The 23,598-nt window shown below is 42.6% G+C and carries 21 protein-coding genes; 18 read left to right on the top strand and 3 right to left on the bottom strand.

Annotation, left to right across the window (positions count from 1 at the left end):
• The first annotated feature begins 62 nt into the window (after window positions 1-62).
• The 4 genes from ACOQOA_RS07465 to ACOQOA_RS07450 are packed head-to-tail and all read left to right on the top strand — an operon-like array spanning window position 63 to window position 3,974.
• Window positions 63-1,154, top strand: coding sequence for an ABC transporter ATP-binding protein (locus tag ACOQOA_RS07465; RefSeq protein ID WP_420548019.1), 1,092 nt, complete (start codon window positions 63-65; stop codon window positions 1,152-1,154).
• Window positions 1,154-2,083 carry an ABC transporter permease gene (locus ACOQOA_RS07460; protein ID WP_420548018.1) on the top strand — a complete coding sequence of 310 codons (930 nt, stop codon included), beginning with the start codon at window positions 1,154-1,156 and terminating at the stop codon, window positions 2,081-2,083. The genes ACOQOA_RS07465 and ACOQOA_RS07460 overlap by 1 nt, the downstream gene beginning before the upstream one ends.
• Window positions 2,084-2,087: 4 nt before the next feature.
• Window positions 2,088-2,906, top strand: coding sequence for an ABC transporter permease (locus ACOQOA_RS07455; RefSeq protein ID WP_420548017.1), 819 nt, complete (start codon window positions 2,088-2,090; stop codon window positions 2,904-2,906).
• 30 nt (window positions 2,907-2,936) lie between these two features.
• Entirely contained in the window at window positions 2,937-3,974 is a 1,038-nt protein-coding gene (locus ACOQOA_RS07450) for an extracellular solute-binding protein (RefSeq protein WP_420548016.1), read from the top strand.
• Window positions 3,975-4,031: 57 nt separating this feature from the next.
• Here the strand turns inward: ACOQOA_RS07450 and ACOQOA_RS07445 are convergent, their stop codons facing one another.
• Entirely contained in the window at window positions 4,032-4,448 is a 417-nt protein-coding gene (locus ACOQOA_RS07445) for an Lrp/AsnC family transcriptional regulator (protein WP_420548015.1), read from the bottom strand.
• Window positions 4,449-4,589: 141 nt separating this feature from the next.
• On the opposite strand from ACOQOA_RS07445, the gene ACOQOA_RS07440 reads away from it, so the two are divergent.
• A complete protein-coding gene (locus ACOQOA_RS07440; protein WP_420548014.1) occupies window positions 4,590-5,624 on the top strand; it encodes a histone deacetylase family protein in 1,035 nt (344 codons plus the stop codon).
• Here the strand turns inward: ACOQOA_RS07440 and ACOQOA_RS07435 are convergent.
• Window positions 5,621-6,385 carry a DeoR/GlpR family DNA-binding transcription regulator gene (locus tag ACOQOA_RS07435; protein ID WP_420548013.1) on the bottom strand — a complete coding sequence of 255 codons (765 nt, stop codon included), beginning with the start codon at window positions 6,383-6,385 and terminating at the stop codon, window positions 5,621-5,623. The genes ACOQOA_RS07440 and ACOQOA_RS07435 overlap by 4 nt on opposite strands.
• A 326-nt stretch (window positions 6,386-6,711) precedes the next feature.
• Here ACOQOA_RS07435 and ACOQOA_RS07430 point away from each other — a divergent pair, with 326 nt between their 5' ends.
• The 4 genes from ACOQOA_RS07430 to hisN all read left to right on the top strand — a co-directional run bounded on the left by ACOQOA_RS07430 (window position 6,712) and on the right by hisN (window position 11,659).
• Window positions 6,712-7,668 (top strand): ABC transporter substrate-binding protein, encoded by a 957-nt coding sequence (locus tag ACOQOA_RS07430; RefSeq protein WP_420548012.1) that lies wholly within the window; start codon window positions 6,712-6,714, stop codon window positions 7,666-7,668.
• Between the two features lie 79 nt (window positions 7,669-7,747).
• A complete protein-coding gene (locus ACOQOA_RS07425; protein WP_420548011.1) occupies window positions 7,748-8,788 on the top strand; it encodes a quaternary amine ABC transporter ATP-binding protein in 1,041 nt (346 codons plus the stop codon).
• A gap of 34 nt (window positions 8,789-8,822) precedes the next feature.
• The gene (locus ACOQOA_RS07420) at window positions 8,823-10,805 is read left to right on the top strand and encodes an ABC transporter permease (protein ID WP_420548010.1); all 1,983 of its coding nucleotides are present in this window, start codon (window positions 8,823-8,825) and stop codon (window positions 10,803-10,805) included.
• 44 nt (window positions 10,806-10,849) lie between these two features.
• A complete protein-coding gene (gene hisN / locus ACOQOA_RS07415; RefSeq protein WP_420548009.1) occupies window positions 10,850-11,659 on the top strand; it encodes a histidinol-phosphatase in 810 nt (269 codons plus the stop codon).
• A gap of 26 nt (window positions 11,660-11,685) precedes the next feature.
• Here the strand turns inward: hisN and ACOQOA_RS07410 are convergent, their stop codons facing one another.
• Complete coding sequence (locus ACOQOA_RS07410) at window positions 11,686-12,438, bottom strand: histidine phosphatase family protein (RefSeq protein WP_420548008.1); 753 nt, start codon at window positions 12,436-12,438, stop codon at window positions 11,686-11,688.
• 168 nt (window positions 12,439-12,606) lie between these two features.
• Here ACOQOA_RS07410 and ACOQOA_RS07405 point away from each other — a divergent pair, with 168 nt between their 5' ends.
• The 9 genes from ACOQOA_RS07405 to ACOQOA_RS07365 all read left to right on the top strand — a co-directional run bounded on the left by ACOQOA_RS07405 (window position 12,607) and on the right by ACOQOA_RS07365 (window position 23,557).
• A complete protein-coding gene (locus ACOQOA_RS07405; RefSeq protein ID WP_420548007.1) occupies window positions 12,607-13,497 on the top strand; it encodes a choline/ethanolamine kinase family protein in 891 nt (296 codons plus the stop codon).
• 13 nt (window positions 13,498-13,510) lie between these two features.
• Window positions 13,511-15,961: a GcvT family protein gene (locus tag ACOQOA_RS07400; protein WP_420548006.1), complete on the top strand. Its 2,451-nt coding sequence runs from the start codon at window positions 13,511-13,513 to the stop codon at window positions 15,959-15,961.
• A 324-nt stretch (window positions 15,962-16,285) separates the two neighbouring features.
• On the top strand, window positions 16,286-17,362 hold the full coding sequence (locus tag ACOQOA_RS07395; protein ID WP_420548005.1) for an extracellular solute-binding protein: 1,077 nt from the start codon (window positions 16,286-16,288) through the stop codon (window positions 17,360-17,362).
• A 104-nt stretch (window positions 17,363-17,466) separates the two neighbouring features.
• Window positions 17,467-18,582 carry an ABC transporter ATP-binding protein gene (locus ACOQOA_RS07390; protein ID WP_420548004.1) on the top strand — a complete coding sequence of 372 codons (1,116 nt, stop codon included), beginning with the start codon at window positions 17,467-17,469 and terminating at the stop codon, window positions 18,580-18,582.
• On the top strand, window positions 18,582-19,451 hold the full coding sequence (locus ACOQOA_RS07385) for an ABC transporter permease (protein WP_420548003.1): 870 nt from the start codon (window positions 18,582-18,584) through the stop codon (window positions 19,449-19,451). The genes ACOQOA_RS07390 and ACOQOA_RS07385 overlap by 1 nt, the downstream gene beginning before the upstream one ends.
• Window positions 19,452-19,465: 14 nt before the next feature.
• Complete coding sequence (locus tag ACOQOA_RS07380; RefSeq protein WP_420548002.1) at window positions 19,466-20,317, top strand: ABC transporter permease; 852 nt, start codon at window positions 19,466-19,468, stop codon at window positions 20,315-20,317.
• A gap of 179 nt (window positions 20,318-20,496) precedes the next feature.
• Window positions 20,497-21,276 (top strand): DeoR/GlpR family DNA-binding transcription regulator, encoded by a 780-nt coding sequence (locus tag ACOQOA_RS07375; protein ID WP_420548001.1) that lies wholly within the window; start codon window positions 20,497-20,499, stop codon window positions 21,274-21,276.
• The gene (locus ACOQOA_RS07370; RefSeq protein ID WP_420548000.1) at window positions 21,273-22,292 is read left to right on the top strand and encodes an ABC transporter ATP-binding protein; all 1,020 of its coding nucleotides are present in this window, start codon (window positions 21,273-21,275) and stop codon (window positions 22,290-22,292) included. The genes ACOQOA_RS07375 and ACOQOA_RS07370 overlap by 4 nt, the downstream gene beginning before the upstream one ends.
• Window positions 22,292-23,557 (top strand): ABC transporter substrate-binding protein, encoded by a 1,266-nt coding sequence (locus ACOQOA_RS07365; protein WP_420547999.1) that lies wholly within the window; start codon window positions 22,292-22,294, stop codon window positions 23,555-23,557. The genes ACOQOA_RS07370 and ACOQOA_RS07365 overlap by 1 nt, the downstream gene beginning before the upstream one ends.
• The last annotated feature ends 41 nt before the right edge of the window (window positions 23,558-23,598 follow it).

Raw genomic sequence — 23,598 nt, 5'->3', positions numbered from 1 at the left:
CAACTGCTTCTGCGTCGGCTATTCAATTTAAGGATAAAGGATAAGCTAAGTGGGAGAAAAGTGTGACTGATCGAATTGATTGCGCCATTGACGTGCGCGATGCCGTCAAGCGCTATGGCAGTTTTACAGCGCTTAAGAAGATTTCATTATCGATTAAGGATAATGAATTCTTTACCTTATTGGGACCATCCGGTTGCGGCAAAACAACCTTGTTAAGGATGATTGCCGGATTTGAAACGGTAACAGAAGGTGAGATTTTCCTATATGGAGCTGAGATAGAAAATCTGCCCCCATTTAAGCGGCCAGTGAATACTGTCTTCCAGAATTACGCACTTTTTCCCCATATGACAGTTTTGGATAATGTGGGTTTTGGGTTGGAGATGAAGGGCGCGTCTAAAACGGATGCCCGCAAACGTGCTGGCGAAATGTTGGAGTTGGTGCAACTCAGCCAGTTTTCAGATCGTAAACCAAGTCAACTTTCAGGGGGGCAACAACAACGTGTGGCTTTGGCACGTGCATTGGCACCTGAACCCAAGGTCTTATTACTTGATGAACCTTTATCGGCGCTGGATTTAAAATTACGAAAAGCAATGCAGATTGAACTGAAGCATTTGCAACGTGAAACCGGCATTACCTTTATCTTTGTCACACATGACCAAGAAGAAGCCCTGACTATGTCAGACCGTATTGCTGTGATGTCAGCGGGCGAATTACAGCAGTTGGGTGAGGCGCGTGAGATTTATGAACGTCCGCGTAATATGTTTGTGGCTGATTTTATTGGTGAAACCAATTTGTTGGAAGTTTCTGTCGATAAAATTGAAGAAGGGCGCGCGGTTTGTCATCTAGGTGGCGGGCATGAATTAACCTGTAATGCCGTGGATGGAATTGGTGTTGGCTCACAAGTTCATATGAATATTCGACCGGAAAGATTATTTATGTCAGATACGCCTGTGGAAGCCGAGAGTCTAAAGGGGATCGTTCAGGATAACATCTTTATTGGGACTGACTTATCAACGATTGTGAAATTGTCCAATGGTGTGGATTTTATTGTTCGCACGTCAAATAGTGATCGGGGTAATAAACGTATCTTTGAGCCGGGCAGTGAGATTTATGTAAATATGGAGCTGGGGGCAGCACGCCTCTTGGTGGACTAATGGCAGGCGGCGCAGCAAGTGGCGGCAGTGCCACAACTGATACATATAAAGAAGCGAGAACGTGGTTATTATTACCTTCATGGATAACTTTGGGCTTCTTGGTATTAGCACCCGTGTTCATGATGTTGATATATTCCTTCCTGACAAAGGAATTTCGCGGAGGTGTGATCTGGGAATTTAGTTTGGCAGCATATGATCAGTTCTTCTTTGATCGTGGTCTTTTTGGGGATGAACCTCCAAAGATTGAATGGACATATATCCTGATTTTCTGGCGTTCAATCTGGCAAGCGTTAGCGGCCACATTGTTGAGTTTGGTTATTGGTTTCCCAACGGCATATTATATTGCCACCCGCCCAGAAAAAATCCGTCCAATGTGGGTCTTCCTAATCACCATTCCTTATTGGGTAAACCTGTTGATCCGTACGGTGTCGATGAAATTTCTTTTAAGAGATCAGGGGCCTTTAAATGATTTTTTGATTGGTATCGGATTAATTGATACGCCGATTACAATTGTGAATACAGATTTTGCAGTGCAGATGGGGCTATTTTATTCCTATTTACCTTTCATGGTATTGCCGATTTATGCGGCGGTCGAAAGATATAATTTCTCATTGTCCGAAGCAGCGGCAGATTTATACGCAACAAAATGGACAACCTTGCGACGTGTGTTGTTACCCGCTGTTAAACCAGGTGTGATTGCAGGTTGTATCTTGGTCTTTGTGCCTTCTATGGGGTCTTTCTTAGCGCCTGATTTATTAGGTGGGGCGAAGAACTTTATGATTGGTTCATTGATTGAAGAGCAGTTTAAGGGGAATGCAGGTAACTGGCCGTTTGGGGCCGCGGCTTCCATGATTTTGATGTCTATGGTTTTGATCCTTCTGATGCTTTATGCGCGTCAGCAAGCCAAAGCTGACAAAGCGGGAGGGTGATATCATGGCAACACGTAAATCCTCTAAATATGACATCAAAAATTATAGCGGCTTTAAGGCAATCACGCTTCTTTGCTTGTTTGTGCTTTATGCGCCATTGGTTGTCGTAACTGTTTATAGTTTTAATGCATCCGCATCGCTCACAAATTGGGAGGGCCTCTCTTTCCGCTGGTATATTGATGTATTTAGCGGTCCGGAAAGTGAGAAATTTAAAGTCGCTGCATGGAACAGTTTTGTGATTGCGATTGCCGCAGCCACAATGGCGACTTTAATCGCAACACTTGCAGCAACTGCAATGATCCGAGGCGGGCGTTTCCGTATGCGTACGGTTTCTTTTGGTTTGATCAGTTTACCATTGATGGTGCCTGAAATTGTGACGGCGGTTGCGACGCTGATCTTCTTTAACTCTATTGGTTTTGACCGTGGAGTGATGACCATTCTTCTTGCCCATACAGCTTTTTGTATTCCTTTTGCGTATTTGCCAATTTCAGCACGTATGCAAGGTATTGAAAGCAGTTATGAACAAGCTGCTATGGACCTGTATGCCAATAAACGCCAGGCATTTACCAAGATTTTGGTGCCGTTGATGATGCCGGGAATTATTTCTGGTTTCATTCTGGCCTTCATCGTTTCTTTGGATGATTTCATCATTACAAATTTTGTGAAAGGCGCGGGTGTGGAAACTTTACCAACGGCCATTTTTGGATCCGTTAAGCAAGGCATCAAACCAAATATTATGGCGATCTCATCCCTCTTGCTGGGCGTGTCCATTGTCATGGTCACCTTAAGTTACATCGTCGGTAAATCGGATAACACAAAATAAAATTATGTTTTTAAACATGGGAGATAGAAAATGAAAAAATATCTAATGTCAGGTGTGATGGCACTTGCACTCGGGTTGACGGCAACTGCTGCTAAAGCTCAAGAAAAACTGGTCGTATATCATTGGTTTGAATATATGCCACAAGAATTGCTGGATAAGTTTACAGCAGAAACAGGCATTGAAGTCACCATGGATACCTATGATTCAAATGAATCTATGTTGGCATCCCTAAAAGCTGGTGCAATTGGTACATATGATGTTGCTGTGCCAGGTGATTACATGGTGTCGATTATGGCAGGCGAAGGTCTGTTAGATACAATTGCCGATGGTGAATTGAAAAATAAAGGAAATATCGAAGCCGGTTGGGCGGATCCAAGTTTCGATCCAGGCCGTAAACATTCCATCCCTTATCAATGGGGCTCCACAAGTTTTGCGGTGAATCGTGATGTTTATAATGGCGATATTCAAACCACAGATATCCTGTTTAACCCGCCTTCAGAATTAAGTGGACGCATTAATATGCTGGATTCTCAGGGTGAAGTGATGGCAATGGCATCTGTTCATATGGGTATTCCACAATGTTCCCAAGATCGTGAACAGCTAAAAGCTCTTAACGCGATGTTACAGAATGCAAAACAACATTGGGCCTCTTTTAACTCTGATACTGCCAAAGAGGTGTTGGTGTCAGGTGATGTTGCCGTTGGTCAGATTTATGATGGTTTCTCCGCCAAAGCACGGGAAGAAGGCGCAAATGTAGAATATGCATATCCAACACAGGGTTATGTAGCTTGGATGGATAATGTGGTTCTATTAAAGGATGCCCCAAATCGTGAAAACGCATTGAAATTTATGGATTTCTTGCTTGAACCAGAAAATATTGCGGCTGTCACAAATTATGCGCGTTACAATGCGGGTGTGAATGGTGTGGCTGAATTCCTTGATCCAGAACTTGCAACCCAGCCAGAGAAGAACCCACATGCGAAAGCAGGACCTGGCGTGTTTATCGAAGTTTGTGATCAGGCAACTCAGGCCGTTTACGACACAATCTGGACGAATTTGAAAAAATAACTCATCTGTCTGAGTAAAAATGAAACCCCGAGTTTATATGAAGTTCGGGGTTTTGTTTTAGGCTGGACCTAATTGCAGGAAAGTTTCACTTTTCCGGATGCCATCCATGGCCCGGATATCGGTTATAAGCTGGTTGATTTCCTGCATGGTTGAAACTTCAACATTGGCAATCAAATCCCATTTACCGTTGGTGGTGCTGACTTCCGATAGGCCTGGAATTTTCTTTAAGCTATTGATGGTGGCACGGCAGTTATTTTCGCCAAGCTCAATCATCATTATTGCTTTGATAATATCTTGTCGTTCCCCATCACGTAATTTGACGGTGAAGCCTTTAATGACGCCTGAATCTAGTAGTTTGTTGAGGCGGGATTGTACGGTCCCTCTTGCAACACCAAGTATCTGAGCAAGGACCGGAACCGAGGCACGTCCGTTAATTCTTAGTTCTGCTATCAATCTATGATCTAGGTCGTCCATATTATTCCTATTGCCGATTTCGTTAATTGAGCTGGCAGAATAATCAATATTTCATCAATTTTCTACAAATATGATGTTTCTGACAAATGTTGATATCTATATGATGTTTCTACAAATAAGGATTAAGGCGGGATTATTATAATGAAAATTGTTTTAAATGAAGCATCGGTTTATCATGACGCGAGAGAAGAATTTCACCATGGGAAGCTTGTGCCGAGTTTCGAAAACCCGTCCCGTCTTAGAAATATTATCAGTTTATTCAAAAAAAATGGCGTAACCGAATTTCTGGAACCAAAAGATTTTGGTTTAGATCCTATTGTCCAAGTACATGAAGATCATTATGTGACGTTCTTGCAAAATATCTGGAAAGAATGGAAAGCCGCAGGCAATGAGGGCGACGTTATTCCCTATATATGGCCCGCTAAAGGATTGAAACATATTTCATCGCATGAAAATTTAAATGCCAAGATTGGAAGTTATGCGTTCTCTAGCGATTCCGCCATTGTGGATGGGACTTGGAAGGCGGCTTATCAAGGGGCACAAACCGCCCTTACAGCTTTGGACTATGTATGCGCAGGTGATAGGTCTGCTTTTGCTTTAACGCGCCCGCCAGGACATCATGCGCATGCAGCCACATATGGTGGATATTGTTATTTGAATAATGCAGCTATTGCGGCACAAGCGGCGCGGGACCGCGGTTATGAAAAAGTATGTGTGCTAGATGTGGATTTCCATCATGGGAATGGTACACAGGATATCTTTTATGATCGGGAAGATATTTTAACTATTTCAATACATGGACATCCAAAAACGAATTTTCCATATTATTTGGGATATGAAGATGAAATGGGCGAAGGTGCCGGGGTGGGATGTAATTTAAATTTGCCTCTTAAAGATGGTGCCGATTTTAAGGATTGGGAAGACGCGTTTCATATTGCTTGTGATAAAGTGAAAGCGTTTGGCGCGGAGATGTTGGTTGTACCTTTGGGCGTCGATACGTATGAAGGCGACCCAATTTCAAAGTTTAAGTTGAAAACGGATGACTTTCTAACAATGGGGAAATTGTTAGAGGTACTTGAGCTACCAACTGTCTTTACAATGGAAGGTGGGTACGATGTTGGTCCTATTGGACAAAATGTATTTAATGTCCTGAAAGGCTTTGATGACTCACTTTAAGTATTAGGAGTTGAAACAAATACATTATTTGTTTCCAGTGCCTCAGCCAGTTCACCTATAGGGGCTTCATTACTGACCAGAGTTTGAATATCGGAAAACTCGCAGACAGAAATCAAAGATTTACGGTCGAATTTTGTGCTATCCGCAGCGACGATTACATGGCTTGCCCGACTGATAAGCATACGTGATAATTCCGCTTCATGGGCTTTTTGAACCATAATGCCACGTTGTGCATGTAAAGCCGTTGCGGAGAGAATTGCATATTGTACGTCAAATTGATTGAAAGTCTTTAATGCTTGTGCGTCAAATGCTGCGGAATCATCGCTACGTAGTTCTGATCCAGCGAAGTAGACTTTATTTGTTGGATTAGGTGCGAGGGTACTTGCAATTTGTGCGGAGTTGGTAATCACAGTCAGATTTTTTTTATCCGCAAGGGCTTGTGCCACATAAGAAGTCGTGGATCCGGCATCTAGCATAATAGAGTCACCATCGCTTATCGTTGCGGCCACCACAGTTGCTAAATTCTGTTTGGCGTCCTGATTTTCCAGCATGCGACGATGGAACGGGGCTTCTAAAAGACGATCAGGTGCAACGATGGCCCCATGCACCTTCTTAACCAATCCTCTTTCAACCAGTGGGATCACGTTTCTGCGAATGGTTTGATCAGTTACGCCCAGCATTTCTGCCAGTTCCATTGTCGTAACGGACCCTTTCAATCGCACAGTGTTAAGGATTTCTGTTTCTCGTTTTGTCGCGTGCATTATCTTTAATCTCTTAATTTTCCGCTATTTTAATCAAAGCCAATTTAATTGAAAAGCGCATTCTGATCTGCAAATCAACATAAACCAACATCTCTGTTAATGGTTGTTTTCATAAGGAAAACTGAAGTTTTTACAAGCTTTAACTCGCTTTTTGTGACTTTACATTCTTTGCATATAAGAATGATGGAAACATAAAAAAGACATTTATGCTATACAAAACAACATAATTTGTATTATAAATGTTGAATAATGTTGACATGAGTTCGTGTTTAACTCATCGTGAAGACAATAAAGACGAAAAAATTCGTATAACAGGAAGGTGACTTATGAAAATGGGACATGGAATAAGGAAGGCTACATTTGGTTTGGCTGGTCTTGCTATGTGTATAGGTGCAAGTGCATCTGCATGGGCAAATTCATCTGATCCGATCAAATTGACATTGCATGATTGGACTGGCCAGTTACTCACCACAAAGATCATGGGTGAGGTTCTAAAAAAAGGTGGCTTTAACGTAGAATATGTACAGGCAGATTATATTGCGCAATTTGCGGGTCTTCAGTCTGGAGACTTGCATGTGGCGATGGAAATCTGGGAAACAACAGGTCGTGAAGCTATGGATAAGGCTGTTGGAACCGGCAAGGTAGAAAACCTTGGTTCGACAGGTATGCAAGCGATTGAGGAATGGTGGTATCCATCATATATGGAAGAACGCTGCCCGGGCTTACCAAATTGGGAAGCCTTAAATGATTGCGCTGAAGAGTTCGGAACTGCGGAAACTTTGCCAAATGGTCGTTATCTTGGCGCACCCGTAACATGGGGTGGTTTTGATGATGAGCGTGTTGAAGCCTTAGAACTTGATTATGAAGTTGTTCATGCAGGTACCGATGCTGCTTTATTTGCAGAACTTGAATCTGCTTATCAACGTGAAGCCCCAATTTTACTATGGGTGTATTCCCCACATTGGGCCACATTCAAATTTCAGGGAGATTGGATTCAATTCCCGGAATATAGCGCAGAATGTTATAATGACCCATCTGTCGGTGTGAACCCTGATTTGGCTTATGATTGTGGTAAGCCAACAGGTCCGATTTGGAAAGTGGCATGGTCTGGCGTGAAGGATAAATGGCCGGGTGCACATTCAGCTATTGAAAGTTTTGACATGAATAATGACGAAATGTCCGCATTGATCGTGAAAGCTGATTTGAACGGCGAAGATATTGATGATGTGGTTCAAGGCTGGATCACTGAAAACGAAGATGTCTGGAAAGAGTGGCTTAAGTAAACTCTTTACTCCTTGCTATGGAGGAGTGTCCTTGATGCTCCTCCTTCTTTTTATGTTTTGATCGGATCGGAATAAATAAATGCCCAGCCAATCTGTAAAACTCTCATGCAAAAATATTTGGAAAGTTTTTGGTGGGAATGCAGAAAAGATTATGAATGAAACCAGCTCAGAAAACCTTGATAAAACCCTGAAGGAGCAAGGTTGCGTTGTTGGTGTCCGCCAAGCCAATATTGAAATTTATGAAGGCGAAATTTTCGTCATTATGGGATTATCAGGATCAGGTAAATCCACCTTAGTCAGATTATTATCCAGACTAATTGAGCCCACAGCGGGTGAAATTATCTTTGATGGTAAGAATTTACTGGATGCGACCGAAGAAGAAATGATCGAAATTCGTCGCCATAAAATGGGGATGGTTTTCCAGCATTTCGCATTATTGCCGCATTTAACCGTACTTGGAAATGTTGCTTTTCCACTGGAAGTTCAGGGTGTGAGTAAAGCTGAACGTGAAAAGCAGGCCAGACAAGTTATTGAATTGGTTGGCTTAAAAGGGCGTGAAAATTACTATCCAAGTGAGCTTTCAGGCGGCCAACAACAGCGTGTTGGTATCGCACGTAGCTTGGCAGTAGAGCCTGAATTATGGTTTCTTGATGAACCGTTTAGTGCCTTGGACCCGTTAATCCGTCGTGAGATGCAGGATGAATTCTTACGTCTGCAAAATGTTCTGCATAAGACAATTACCTTTATCACCCATGATTTCGACGAAGCAATTCGTCTGGCAGACCGCATTGCAATTATGAAGGACGGACGTGTCGTACAAATTGGAACGGCAGAAGAATTGGTCTTAAACCCTGCGGATGCTTATGTAGAGGAATTTACAAGCCATGTTTCAAAAGCCAAAGTTTTAACTGTTGGTTCAGTCATGGCGGCACCTTTGGGCGCTCACGAGGTTGCTGGCGATGTTGCTGTGAAAGATTTAATTGCTGATGTTGCTGTGAAAGTTGAAGCGGCAGATAAGCCATTTGCTGTTTTGGATGAAAATGGCGAAGTGGTGGGGAGCCTTTCGCGGGATAAGGTAATTAGTGTTCTTGTTGCTGGTGAAGGATATGCCGGTGACTGAGAGGTTCAAAAATTTTATAGTCTCTGTCAGAGGGATGTGGCTTTTGCTATTCATTGCCTCTTTGATCTTGGCGGCAAATGCCAAGGGTTGGTCAAAGATATTGGGCATGAAATGGGCGATGAAATATCCTGCTGGATGGCGTTTGCCTTTAAAAAGTCATATCACCAACGGTATGGAATGGTTGGTGGAAGAAGCCAGTTTTGGCTTGTTCACTTTTAAGGAGTTTACCCGTGGTATTGCCTATCTTTTGGAGTTGCCACTTGATTTCTCTACCGCAATTTTCTCAACAGGTTTTTACAGTGGACTAGGCAATGAGGCTGTACAGGTATTGCCACCGATAAGTTGGATTGCGGTGATCATTATTGTCTTTGCAATAGGGCATTTTGCACGGGCAATGAAACTCACACCCGCCAAAATGAGCTTGGCGATATTTGCCATGTTATGTTTCCTATATCTGGCTGTTTTTGGGCAATGGGAAAGTTCTATGATCACATTGTCTTCCATTGTGATTGCAGTTCCTATGGGGGTGATTGGTGGTGTGTTGATCGGAACTTGTGGGTATCGTTGGCCAAAATTTGAAAAGGCAATTTCACCTCTTCTTGATTTGATGCAAACCATGCCAATCTTTGCCTATCTGGTACCCATCTTGTTTTTATTTGGATTTGGGCCCGTCGCAGCGATGATTGCAACAGTGATTTATGCCATGCCACCAATGGTGCGGATAACAATTATGGCCTTGAAAAATGTACCAAGTGAGATTGTTGATTTTGGCTATATGGCAGGATGTACCCGCCGACAATTAATGTGGAAAGTATTGGTGCCAAGTGCAGCACCCGGTTTAATGGTTGGTGTGAACCAGGTGATCATGCTTTCGTTAAATATGGTGATTATTGCGTCTATGATCGGAGCGGGTGGTTTAGGATATGATGTCCTGACATCTCTGCGTCGATTAGATATTGGTGGTGGTCTGGAGGCTGGCGTAGCTATCGTTGTGCTGGCGATTGCGCTTGATCGATTAAGTCAGGCCTTTGCAGAGCAAAATGATATGGCTCTGGTCCACCATCATGCTCAGAAACCATTTCTTAAACGCCATCAATGGTCATTGATTTCAGGCGTTGCAATTCTGTTCTTCGGGATAGGTGGCTATGTGATTGACGCTTTTCAGATGTATCCTGAAAGCTGGGAAGTCACGACGGCCAGTTTCTGGGAAGCATCAGTGAAATATCTAAATGTAAATTTCTATGATCAATTTGAGGCATTGAAAACAGCATTGTTGACGACATTTATGATCCCGGTAAAACGGTTTTTACTTGGTCTTCCATGGCCGTGGGTTTGTGCCATGTTGGCATTGATCGGTTGGCAGTTAGGCGGATGGCGTCTGTCGTTACTATGCGCTGTATTAAGCCTGTTTATTGTGGTTACAGGTCAATGGCAAAAAGCAATGATCACGGTTTATTTGTGCAGTATTTCTGTGGTAATTGCAGGGTTAATCGGTGTGCCACTTGGTATTCTAGCAGCAGAAAAGCCAACAGCTAATCGTATCATTCAAGGCGCTATTGATACGTTGCAGACCTTACCAAGTTTTGTTTACTTGATTCCGGTTGTAATGTTATTCCGTGTCGGTGATTTCGCTGCGATGATTGCTGTGGTCCTTTATGCTTTGGCGCCTGCTGTACGCTATACTATTCATGGCTTGCGTCAAATTGATCCATCTTTGATTGAAGCTGGCATCGTATCTGGTTGTACGAAACGTCAACTTTTGTGGAAGGTAAAGTTACCAATCGCTGTGCCAGAAATCTTGCTTGGGATGAATCAAACAGTGATGTTGGCAATTTCTATGTTGGTAATTACGGCACTTGTTGGTACACGTGATCTTGGTCAGGAAGTTTATATCGCTTTGACCAAGGCAGATACAGGGCGTGGTTTGATTGCTGGTTTGTCTATTGCTTTTATTGCTATTATTGCAGATCGTTTGATCAATGCTGGGGCAAAGAAGCTTAGACAGCATCATCATTAAGCGAAATATATAAACATAATATTAGATACAGGGATGAAATAACTTTGGTTTCTTCAAATACTTCTGTCGAAGCAATCTTGGATGTTGCGCAAAAAGCAGCAACTGAGGCAGCAAAAACGAGTTTAGCTTATTTTAAAGAAGCGGTGGATGTTGATTATAAAGGAGACGAGTCACCAGTTACGATTGCGGATCGGGAAACAGAGACCGTATTACGTAACATTATTGGTGAGGCTTTTCCGGATCATGGCATATTTGGTGAAGAACACGGCAAGCAGAATATGGACGCGGAATATATCTGGGTTCTGGATCCGATTGATGGCACGAAATCTTTCATCACAGGTATTCCGCTTTTTGGTATGTTAATCAGTGTGGTTCATAACAACTTACCAATGGCGAGTGTGGTGCATATGCCGGCTCTTGGTGAAACATTTATCGGGGCTGTGGGGAAAGATGCCAGAAATAACAATGGAGAAATGCTGAAGGTACGTGCATGCTCAAGCCTTTCCGAAGCTCTCTGTTTTATTGGCGAAGCAGACAAAATGTTTGAAGGCGCACCAGGGCTTTATGAAAAAATCCAGAAAAAGACGCGTTTGGCACGTTTTGGGTATGACTGTTATCCCTATGTAAAGGTAGCAGCCGGTAAGATCGATGTAATGATTGAGCGTAATCTACAGCCGTATGATTTCTGTGCCTTGGTGCCGGTTGTCGAAGGTGCAGGCGGTATTATCACAGATTGGGATGGTAATCGATTGACGATGGATTCTGATGGGGATGTGCTGGCTTGTGGTGATCCGAAGGTACATGCAGAAATGCTGTCGCTTATTCAGGAATGGAAGTCTGAAAACAATAATTAGAGAAAGGAGGCTTAAAGCCTCCTTTTTTATGGACTGAACTTCACATTCGATGTGGCATAAGGATGAAAAACTTTTTCCATACTTGAAAAGTGATTATCAGTTTTTAATGGATTGCTTGGCGTATAGTTCAACGTTTTAATTCTTGAAAGAATAATCTCATTATCTTTTACATCAATATCCAGAATATTCAGGCAGCATGTATCTTGATCATAACCACCCATGGAAAGTAAGGTGCTTTCTGCGCTAGCACGACAGTTTGATGCAATCAAAGATAAGAGCAATCTATTCACACCGTCATGGGCGACGATCAGAAGTTGTGACCAATCGGTTTGTCTTGCAATTTCATGAAATTTGCTTGTTACACGTGTTGCAAATTCCACAAATGTTTCACCTGCTCCATAAGATGCGCTAGGTAGATAGGCATTTTCAAATGCATAAGCGAGTTCGTCTTCGCGTCGATCAATTGGTATTTGATCAAAGCCTTTTGGTTGAATTTCCATAAAACATGGTTCTGCTTCGATGGGTATTCTACGATCACCTAATACGAGTTGAGCAGTCTGTTTCGTTCGAATCAAGCCGGAACAGATAGCTTTATCAATTTCGATGTCGGACAATAAGTTGCCTATATCTTGTGCTTGTTTGCATCCGAGTTCGGTTAATTGAACATTATTAGGTTCATCTACAGGTTTGTTGTTTTTATCAAAATAAGACACGTCACCATGACGCATTAGGTAAATGCGGCGTCGAAAATATGTGCTTTTCAATGGCTTATAAGTCATTGGGATTACTCTTCATTATTTTCAATATGATAAAATTGAATGCTTATATCAACAAATATAGTCATTAAATCAACAATAAATGTCATTAATTATTCATTTTATGTTGTTTTAATGTTGACATGAAGCAGGTTTTTGGAGGACAATTTAAATCAAGAAATGAAAATAAGAATGTCCGAGGCAGGGATGAAAGATAGCAAGAAATTTGTTCAGGGATTGACGTGTTGGCGTGGGGAGGTGGATCCACAACCGCTGAGCGGCGGCATCACCAATGTGAATTATGTTGTTGAAGATGGTGGTGAGAAATTTGTTGTCCGTGTTGGCAATGATATCCCTCTGCACCAAGTTATGCGTTTCAATGAACTGGCTGCGAGCAAGGCAGCCTATGAAGCTGGATTATCCCCGGAGGTCGTCTTTCATACTGAAGGTGCATTAGTTATTAGATTTATTGAAGGTAAAACCTTTGATGCTTCAGATGTTCAGATGCAGACAAATCTGGGACGTATTCTACCTTTATTACATAAATGCCATTACGATATGCCAAAATATGTAAGGGGACCTGCGCTTGTCTTCTGGGTTTTTCATATTGTTAGAGATTATGCGGCGACCTTAAAAGCCGGTAACAGTAACCATCTCAATAAACTCGCAGATTTACAGAAATCCGCCGACCAATTGGAGACTGCTGTCGGGTCTATTGAGGTGGTCTTCGGACATAATGACTTATTGCCTGCCAACTTATTGGATGATGGCTCACGCATCTGGTTGCTTGATTGGGATTATGCAGGTTTTAACAGCCCATTGTTTGATTTGGGTGGCTTGGCGTCAAATAATAATCTGTCTGATATTCAGGAAAAATGGATGTTAGAAGCGTATTTCGACAGGCAAGTAACTGATGAATTATGGCGTCAATATAGCGCCATGAAATGTGCCTCCCTGTTACGGGAAACCATGTGGAGTATGGTATCTGAGCTTCATTCAGAGATCGATTTTGATTTTGCGGCTTATACAGAAGAAAACCTCGCGGGATTTAAAGCTGCGCTCAACGAATTTAATCAAATATAGGAAGAAATTATAAATGTCTGAATTACCAAAATCAGCCAAAGCGGTTATTATTGGCGGGGGAATTATCGGCTGTTCCGTTGCGTATCATTTAGCCAAGCTTGGTTGGACGGATACAGTATTGTTGGAACGCAAAAAACTGACATCTGGTACAACTTTCCATGCAGCTGGACTTGTAGGCCAATTGCGCTCTAATGCCAATATTACCGAATTACTAGGCTATTCAGTCGATCTTTATAATCGTCTGGAGGAAGAGACGGGTTTAGGTACAGGTTGGAAAATGAATGGCGGCTTGCGTTTGGCTTGTAATGAAGAACGTTGGACAGAAGTAAAACGTCAGGCAACGACCGCGCATTCCTTTGGTTTGGATATGCAATTACTTACACCTCAAGAAGCACAGGACCTGTGGCCGTTAATGGATATTGGCGATGTGGTTGGGGCAGCTTTCCTACCGACTGATGGACAGGCAAATCCATCCGATATTACACAAGCCTTGGCAAAAGGCGCGCGTATGAATGGCGCAACCATCATGGAAGATACAAAAGTTCTTTCCATTGAGATGGAAGATGATGTGATCAAGGGTGTGCATACAGATAAAGGCTTTATTGAATGTGAAAAAGTTATCTGTTGTGCGGGGCAGTGGACACGCAACTTTGCAAAATCCGTTGGTGTGAATGTACCCTTGGTGCCAGTAGAACATCAATATATGGTGACAGAACAGATCGCGGGCGTGGAATCCAATCTTCCAACTTTGCGTGATCCAGATCGATTGACCTATTACAAAGAAGAAGTTGGTGGTCTTGTGATGGGCGGGTATGAACCTAATCCAATTCCATGGGCAATGGATGGTATCCCAAAAGGTTTCCATTTCACCTTGCTGGATTCCAACTTTGATCATTTTGAACAATTAATGGAATTGTCTTTGGGGCGTGTGCCTGCACTTGAAACTGCAGGGATTAAAGAATTGGTGAATGGCCCTGAAAGTTTTACGCCGGACGGTAATTTCATTTTGGGTGAAGCGCCAGAATTGAAAAACTTCTTTGTCGGTGCAGGCTTTAATGCTTTTGGTATCGCATCTGGTGGTGGCGCTGGTATGGTTCTGGCAGAATGGGTTGCCAAGGGTGAGCCGCCATTTGATGTATGGCCTGTTGATATTCGCCGTTTCGGATCGCGTCATTTTGATGATAATTGGGTGCGGACCCGCACATTGGAAGCCTATGGTAAGCATTATACAATTGCCTGGCCGCATGAAGAGCATTCCACGGGTCGCGGTGGACGTAAATCCCCGCTATATGATCGATTATTAAATCAAGGTGCATGTTTTGGTGAAAAACTGGGTTGGGAACGTCCAAACTGGTTTGCAGATATTGAAAATGGTCAGGAAGCCAAAGATGAATATTCTTATGGTCGCCAAAACTGGTTTGAGAAAGTTGGCAAGGAACATCAAAACACCCGTGAAAATGTCTCCGTGTTTGACCAATCTTCTTTCGCAAAATTCTTGATGGTCGGACCAGATGCAGAAAAGGCATTGAATTGGATTTGTGCCAATGATGTAAGTGGTCCGGTAGGGTCATTAATCTATACACAAATGTTAAACGATCATGGCGGTATCGAATGTGATTTGACTGTCGCACGTACCAAGCGCGATGAATATTACATTGTAACGGGAACTGGTTACGCCACCCATGATTTCCACTGGATCAGTTCAAATATTCCTGAAGGTTTAAATGCATATTTGATTGATATCACGTCTTCTAAGGCTGTGTTATCCATCATGGGTCCAAATGCCCGTAAGGTTCTTGAAAAATTAACGACAGATGACATCAGTCACGAAGGATTTACCTTCGGGACTGCAAAGGAGATCGGTTTGGCAGGCGCCCCTGTTCTTGCCTTCCGATTGACCTATGTTGGCGAACTTGGCTGGGAGCTGCATATGCCAAGTGAATATGCTGCAAATGTCTATGATGCGATTATGGAAGCTGGTCAGGATCTGGGTATTCAAAATGCAGGTTATCGTGCAATTGAGTCCTGCCGTCTTGAAAAAGGTTATCGTGCATGGAGCTCAGATATTGGGCCAGATCATACCCCGATTGAGGCAGGTATGGGTTTTGCGGTGAAGTTGAAAACAAATATCGACTTTAAGGGACGTAAAGCGATTGAAAAACAAAAGGCTGAAGGCGTGCAAAAGCGGATGGCGACTTTCACCGTTGATGATCCGGATGTCATTCTGTTGGGACGTGAAACTATTTATCGTGATGGGGTGCGTGTCGGATGGCTCAGCAGTGCTGGCTTTGGGTACACACTAAATAAACCGATAGGTTTCGGATATGTGCGTAATAAAGATGGTGTTGACGCTGATTACCTTAAATCTGGCGAATATGAGCTAGAAGTTGCGACCAAAAGAGTAAAAGCTTCGCTGCATCTGGCACCTTTATTTGATCCAAAAATGGATAAAGTGAAGCAATAAACCGGTTTTGCAGAATAGGTTGAGCTGAACTTTTTAGGTTGCAGATGCGTTTGTAGGGCAGTCAGAGTGGGGATTCTGGCTGCCCTCATTTGCGTCTGGGGTGTTTTCTTTCTCGTGTTTTTTTTAAGTGAAATTTCAGGTGAAATGTTCAATTATTTTCACTTTATTTTCATTTCATATTTTTTTTATAAAAATGTCATAAAAATATATCTATGCCGATGCAAATAGTATAGTATTCGCGATTGTAATTTTCTCTTTATGTAAATATATTTTCAATTATTTGCATTTTAGAAAAATATCGAACAGGTATAGAAGGAATATAAAATGAAGAAATTCAAGGGGTTGTTTGCCGGTGTTGTGGCGATTGCAGCAACAACAAGTCTGACAAATGTAGCGCAAGCTGAAACATTGCGTCTTTTGACATGGGGCGGTTATGCACCTGAAGCCGTTATCGAAAAGTTCAAAAGTGAAACAGGTATCGACGTTGAAGTCACAAAATCCAACAACGAAGATATGATTTCTAAATTGCGTGCGACAGGCGGTGCGGGTTTCGATTTGGCACAACCAAGCCAAGACCGTATCAGTGGCGCACAAGCAGAGTTTGATATTTATAAGCCGATCGATCTTTCCAAAATCGATTCCTCTCAAATGATCACATCTATGTTGGAAGCAACAAAAGCTAACACAACATTTGATGGAGAAGTTTACGGTGTACCACATGTATGGGGTACAAGCGGCCTTGTGATGAACACAAAAGAAGCAGGCGATACAGTTAAAGATTACGCTGATCTTTGTGATCCGGCTGTTGCTGGTCGTGTATCTTATCGTTTGAAGCGTCCAACATTGATTGGTTTCGCATATTCTATGGGCTTAGACCCATTTGCGGCATATAACGATAAAGCAAAATATCAAGGTATCCTTGATACAGTGACAGCGAAATTGATCGACTGTAAAGCAAATGTAAAAGCTTACTGGACAGGTGGCGACCAATTGATGGGGCTGATCCGTTCTGGTGAAGTAAAAGCAGCAATGGCTTGGGATACCGGTGGTTGGAAATTGAACAAAGATATGGCTGATGTAACATTCGTTGCGCCTAAATCCGGTGCATTGGGCTGGATCGATACATTCGCTTTGCCACGTAAGACAAAAGCAGAAGATGCAGCATACAAATGGATTAACTTTGTGATGCAACCAGAAATCGCATCCATGATCACAAATACAGCAGGCAACTTCACAGCTGCTAAAGGTGGTGATGCGAATGTTGATGCTGACTTGAAAGCGCGTTTCAACGCATCTTTCAGCCAAGCTGATATCGACAATATCAAATGGTACCCAACAGTACCTGCAGGTCTAGAAGAGATGGAAGGCAAGGCGTTAGATAAAATCAACGCGGCTAACTAAGACTCTATTTAGAATCTGAAGTTATCAGGGAGGGAGGTTTTTATAAACTTCCCTTCCGTTCTTTTAATGTGTGATTAGTTTTGTGAATAGTAAGCGATATGTCGATGAATTTTGATTTGGAATGCAAAAATATTGTTAAGAAATTTGATAGCTTTACGGCGGTGAATGATGTTTCATTCTCTATTCCGAAAGGCTCATTCTTTTCTATTTTGGGTCCATCTGGGTGTGGTAAAACAACTTTGCTACGTATGATTGCCGGTTTTAATAATCCGGATAGTGGTGACATTCAGATTAAAGGAAAATCTGTTTTAAATGTTGCCCCGAATAAACGCCCTGTGAATATGGTGTTTCAACATTTGGCTCTTTTCCCAATGATGAATGTGGCTGAAAATATCGCTTATGGTTTACGTCGTAATGGAATGGCGAAATCTGACATTGATGCGAAGGTGCAAGAAGCGCTGGAACGTATCGGTTTGCCTGACGCTGGACCGAAGCGTGTAGACCAACTTTCGGGTGGTCAGAAACAGCGTATCGCTATTGCGCGTTGTATGGTGTTGAACCCGGATGTGTTGTTGTTAGATGAACCATTGGGCGCGTTGGATTTGAAATTACGTGAACATATGAAAGTTGAATTAAAACAACTTCAGGCACAATTTGACACGACATTCGTTTACATCACCCATGACCAATCCGAAGCATTGGTGATGTCAGACCAAATCGCTGTGATGAACCATGGTGTGTTTGAACAAGTAGGTTCCCCACAGGAGCTTTATTATAACCCTAAGACAGCTTTCGTTGCTGGTTTCGTTGGGGATAGTAACCGTTGGCACGGTAAGGTTGTCGGTAGCGATGCCAACAGTGTGAAGGTGGAAACAGAGAGCGGCTTGCAAATGTCTGCGCTATCGGCCGGTGGTGCGCTAAATAAAGGCGACGACGTCGATATCTTTGTTCGTCCTGAATCTATCTCTATCTCTATCGGCAAAGACAGTTCTGGTTCTGATGAGAACCAGCTTACAGGTAAGTTAACAAATATCCTGTTTAATGGTGCAGACAGCCGTTGTTTGATTGCCACAGAAACGGGTGAAGAAATTTCTGTAAATATGCCGCAAACTGGTGAGTTTGCGAATTTGGAGCGTGGTTCTGATGTAACTGTTTCCTGGCGTCAGGATGTGGCGAAATGTTTTTCTCATTGCGCTGACCTGGATGAGGAGGAGCAGTAATGGACAAAGATACGTCTCGGCGGTTTACGCTGTGGTTGTTGCTAACGCCTTTCATATTGTGGATGCTGTTATTGGTCATCATTCCACATATTGATATGTTCCTGCTTTCCATTCGTGAAAAAGTTGGTCCACGTCAATACGAAATGGGTTTTGGCAATTATGCTGAATTCTTTGGGGAACCGTTTTATTGGAATACTTTGGCGCGCACGGCGATCATGTCTGTTCTTGCCACAGTTATAACATTGGTTATTGGTTTTCCTGTTTCTTACTATATTGCAAAAATCGCGCGTAATAAACCAAAGAAAGTCCTTTTCCTTCTTTGCTTACTGCCATTCTGGGTCAGTGAATTAGTGCGTACTTTTGGTTGGATGATCTTGTTACGTGAAACAGGTATTGTGTCTAGTTTCCTACAGTGGATGGGTATTTTGGATCAGCCGGTTGAGATGCTCTACAATGATATTACTGTGGTAATGGGCCTCGTTTACACATCCATGTTATTCATGATCGTACCATTGGTAAGCACATTAGATAGCTTGGATGATAGTTTGATTGAGGCGGGATACGACCTTGGCGGAAATATGATTTCCGTGATGCGTGAAATTGTCATTCCACATGCGATGCCGGGCATTATTTCCGGCTGTATCGTGGTGTTCATGCTGACTTTGGGGAATTACCTGACACCAATCTTGTTGGGCGGTAAATCCAGCATGTGGTTCACAGGGCAGATTTATACCCAGTTTATTACTCGATTTAACTGGGAACTTGGGGCTGCCTTTGGTTTCTTGTTGCTTGCCTTATCATCCTTGATGGTTTGGGGCGGCTTGAAGTTAAGTCGTCAGACTTTGGCATCCACAGTGGCGAAAAGTTAAGGGAGGAGTAAGACATGATACCATCTATTCCGCAAAACCCGTTATTACGTTACAGCTATGCAACCTATGTAGGGATTTTCTTTATCTATCTAATTGCGCCACTTGTTGTGGTTGCGGCTTTCGCCTTTAATGATTCCATTTTCCCATCCTTGCCATGGGAAGGCTTTACCTTTGATTGGTTCTTTAATGACACCGAACCAAAGCTTGGAGTGTTTCATGATCGTTCTATCTTGAAAGGGATTAGCGTTTCTTTCTTTGTAGCACTTTGTGTGACGGCGTTAAGTATTGCAGTTGGTACAAGTAATGCTTTCTTGTTTGAACGCTATGATTTCCGTTTCAAATCTTTGGCTTATATCTTGATGTTGTTGCCATTGGTTATTCCGGGTGTGATCCTGGGTATTTCCATCTTGGTCTTTTCCAATACCTTGGCGAATGGCATTGAGGATAGCTTAAATTGGGATTTGGAATTCTTACGCCCGGGTTTGGTTCTTGTTGTGTTAGGTCAGTTTGCCTTTATTACAACAATTGCGACCTTGGTGATTTCTGCCCGTTTGCGTAAGTTCGATATTTCATTGGAAGAAGCTGCCTATAACCTTGGCGCATCCAAGATTGATGTGTTGCGTACCATCACATTGCCATATCTGCGTCCCGCAATGTTTGGGGCCGGTGTCGTTGCGTTTTTGATGTCGTTTGAGAATTTTAATACAACTTTGATGTTGGTTGGATCGGACGCACCATTGACGATTACAATGTATGATCGTTTGAAAGAGGGTTCGACACCCGTCTTGAATGCAGTCTCTGTTTTCTTGATGGTTGGATCAGCTTTCTTGGCCTTGATCAGCATATTGTTCCAAAAAGAAAAATAATCATTTTAAATTAATGGTTTGTAAGGGCTGGATGGGTTTCTCATCCGGCCCTTTTTATTTCTAGAAGGTAAGAAAAATACCAATGTCATATAATTTTCATAAGAAAGTAATTGATCTTTCATAAGAAGCTATTAGTATTTCGTTCGAAAGTAAATTTTAAGAATTGAAGATCGAACGAAATGAATTTATCAGAAAGACAACAAACAATCCTGAAGCGCTTACGTGATGAGGGCGGGGTTATATCTAGTAATCTTTTAACGGATTATTTCGATGTTTCCGTGCAGACAATCCGTAAGGATTTAAATGAATTAAGTGATCTGGGATTGGTGAAGCGTGTACATGGTGGAATAACCTTACCGGTCCAGTCACAGAATCTGCCTTTCCAAAATCGACAGATCATCAATTTGCAAGAAAAAGAGCAAATTGCACAAAGCATTGCGCGGGATATTCCTGAAGGCGCCAGTATCTTTTTAGGTATTGGCACCACATTGGAAAAAATTGCGGAGGCATTGTTAAGCCATCCGGGGTTAACGGTTATTACCAACAATCTAAATGCCGCTTTAATTCTTTGTCAGAATGAACGTATCACCACATTTTTGGCCGGTGGCCGTTTGCGTGCATCGGATCAGGATACAACAGGTGAAGAAACAACCGCATTCTTGCGTAAGTTCCATGTGAATTATGGGATCTTCGGTGTCGGCGGTATTGGTGAAACAGGAACCTTACTTGATTTCTCACCGGAAGAATCAAATATCTCTCGGTCCATCATGGAAAATTGTGAAAAGCGTTTGCTGGTTGCGGATCGTAATAAATATATGCGTAGCGCACCTGTACGTACCGGATCAATTAATGAAATTGACCGTTTTTATATTGATACTATTCCTGAAAACTTGAAGGCGATCTGCGATGAAGGTGGCGTAAAAATTGTTGAATGTGCTGGAAAGGGAGAAGGGCAATGAGTTTTATCTCTATCCAGAATTTAACAAAAAGTTGGGGCGAGGCGACCGCTGTTAATGATATGAGCTTTGACGTGGCGGAAGGGGAGTTTCTAGCGCTTCTAGGGCCATCCGGTTGCGGTAAATCCACGACATTGATGATGTTGGCTGGGTTGGAAAATCCGACAAATGGGCAAATCCATTTTAATCAGAAAAACGTCACTGACCTTGCACCTGGAAAACGTAAAATATCCATGGTTTTCCAATCCTATGCTTTGTTTCCGCATTTAAGTGTTAAAGAAAATATTCTGTTTGGTTTGAAAGCCCGCCGTGTTGATCCAGCTGAACGTAACAAGCGTTTAAGTGAAGTTTTGGAACTTGTTGATCTTGGTGCTCATATGGACAAAAAGCCGGGACAATTATCTGGTGGACAATGTCAGCGGGTCGCCTTGGCGCGTGCCATTGTATCCCATGCGCCGATCTGTTTGATGGATGAGCCGCTTTCCAATCTTGATGCCAAATTGCGTAATGAAATGCGTAGTGAAATTAGAAGCTTGCAAAAGAAGTTAGGCTTAACTGTTATCTATGTAACCCATGACCAAATTGAAGCCATGAGTATGGCGGATCGGGTTGCTCTTTTGAATAAAGGTTGCATTGAACAAATCGGTCGACCGGAAGAGTTATATGATCAACCAGCTACCGATTTTGTTGCTGGATTTATTGGGCATCCACCGATGAATTTAATTCCGGATGATCAAACCGTTTTAGGTATCCGACCAGAACATATTCGACTGGATGAAAGTAAAGGTATTAATTCTAACGTGGTAAATTGTGACTATCACGGGGCCAATACCCTAATTTCTACTGAATTCTGCGGGCATATCTTGAACTTTATGATTCAAGGTCACCGCCAATACCCTGCTGGCCATTCTCTCAAACTGAATTGGGATCGCGGGCAGGCTCACTATTTCTCGAGAACGACAGGTCAGAGAATGGCCGACACCACACAAAATCATTTTATGAATGAGGGATTAAACTAATGTTTAAACTTGCTAAGAAAATTGCAGTTGCAGGACTTGTTGCAACTGGTTTGACCAGCATGGCGCATGCTGAAACCAAATTGACAATGTATTATCCGGTTGCCGTAGGTGGTCCACTTACAAAAATCGTAGATGGTATGATTGAGGATTTTGAAGCTCAAAACCCGGATATCGATGTGGAGGCGATCTATGCTGGTAACTACAATGATGCGCGTATTAAAGCTTTAGCTGCGTTAAAAAGTGGCCAGCCAGCACAGCTTTCCGTTATGTTTTCTATTGATGTGCATGAATTGATGGATTTAGGTGCGATTGTGCCATTCGACGATGTTGTGTCCACTGACGAAGATAAAGAATGGTTGGATAGCTTCTATGGTCCATTGATGCAAAATGGTAAGGTAGGCGGTAAAACTTATGGTGTGCCTTTCCAGCGCTCTACTATTGTTATGTATTATAACAAAGATATGTTCCGTAAAGCGGGTCTTGATCCAGAAAAAGCGCCATCTTCCTGGGCTGAGCTTGTAGATATGGGTAAAAAACTTACCACTGAAGATCAATGGGGGGCAATGATCCCGTCAACTGGTTATCCTTACTGGATGTTTGGTGCGTTTACCAAACAAAATGGCGAAGTGTTGATGAACCAAGCTGGTAATGAAACCTATTTTGACAAAGCAGGTGTTGTTGAGGCGTTGGATTATTGGAAATCCTTGGGCGAAGAGCATAAGATTATGCCAGCAGGTACAATTGAATGGGGTACATTGCGTCAGAACTTCCTAGAACAGAAAACTGCAATTATGTGGCATTCCACAGGTAACCTGACAGCTGTTAAAAAGAATGCCTCTTTTGATTTTGGCGTTGCGAAATTGCCGAAAGGTAAAGAGTTAGGTTCCCCGACAGGTGGTGGTAACTTCTATCTCTTCAAAAAATCTTCTGATGAAGAAAAACAAGCTGCTTTGAAATTGGTTAAATTTATGACCTCACCAGATCAAGCTGCGAACTGGAGTATTGCAACAGGCTATATGGGGGTTAGTCAGGCCTCTTATGACACAAGCGAATTAAAGCAATATGTACAAGATTTCCCACCAGCTGCGGTTGCACGTGACCAGTTGCAACATGCAACGGCGGAACTTTCTACACATAAAGCCGGTCGTGTTCGTAAACTATTAGACGATGCGATCCAAGCTTCTTTAACGGGTCAGATGTCTTCTGAAGAGGCGTTGCAAAAAGCGCAGAAACAAGCAGAAAATATCTTGAAACGTTATAAATAATTTCTCTGTCGAGGGTGCTCTTGTTAGGCAAGGGCATCCTC

Origin of the sequence: Curvivirga sp. (assembly GCF_965219885.1) — a bacterium.
Classification (GTDB): domain Bacteria; phylum Pseudomonadota; class Alphaproteobacteria; order UBA8366; family Aestuariispiraceae; genus Curvivirga.
This window is presented reverse-complemented; position numbering and strand designations above follow the sequence as displayed.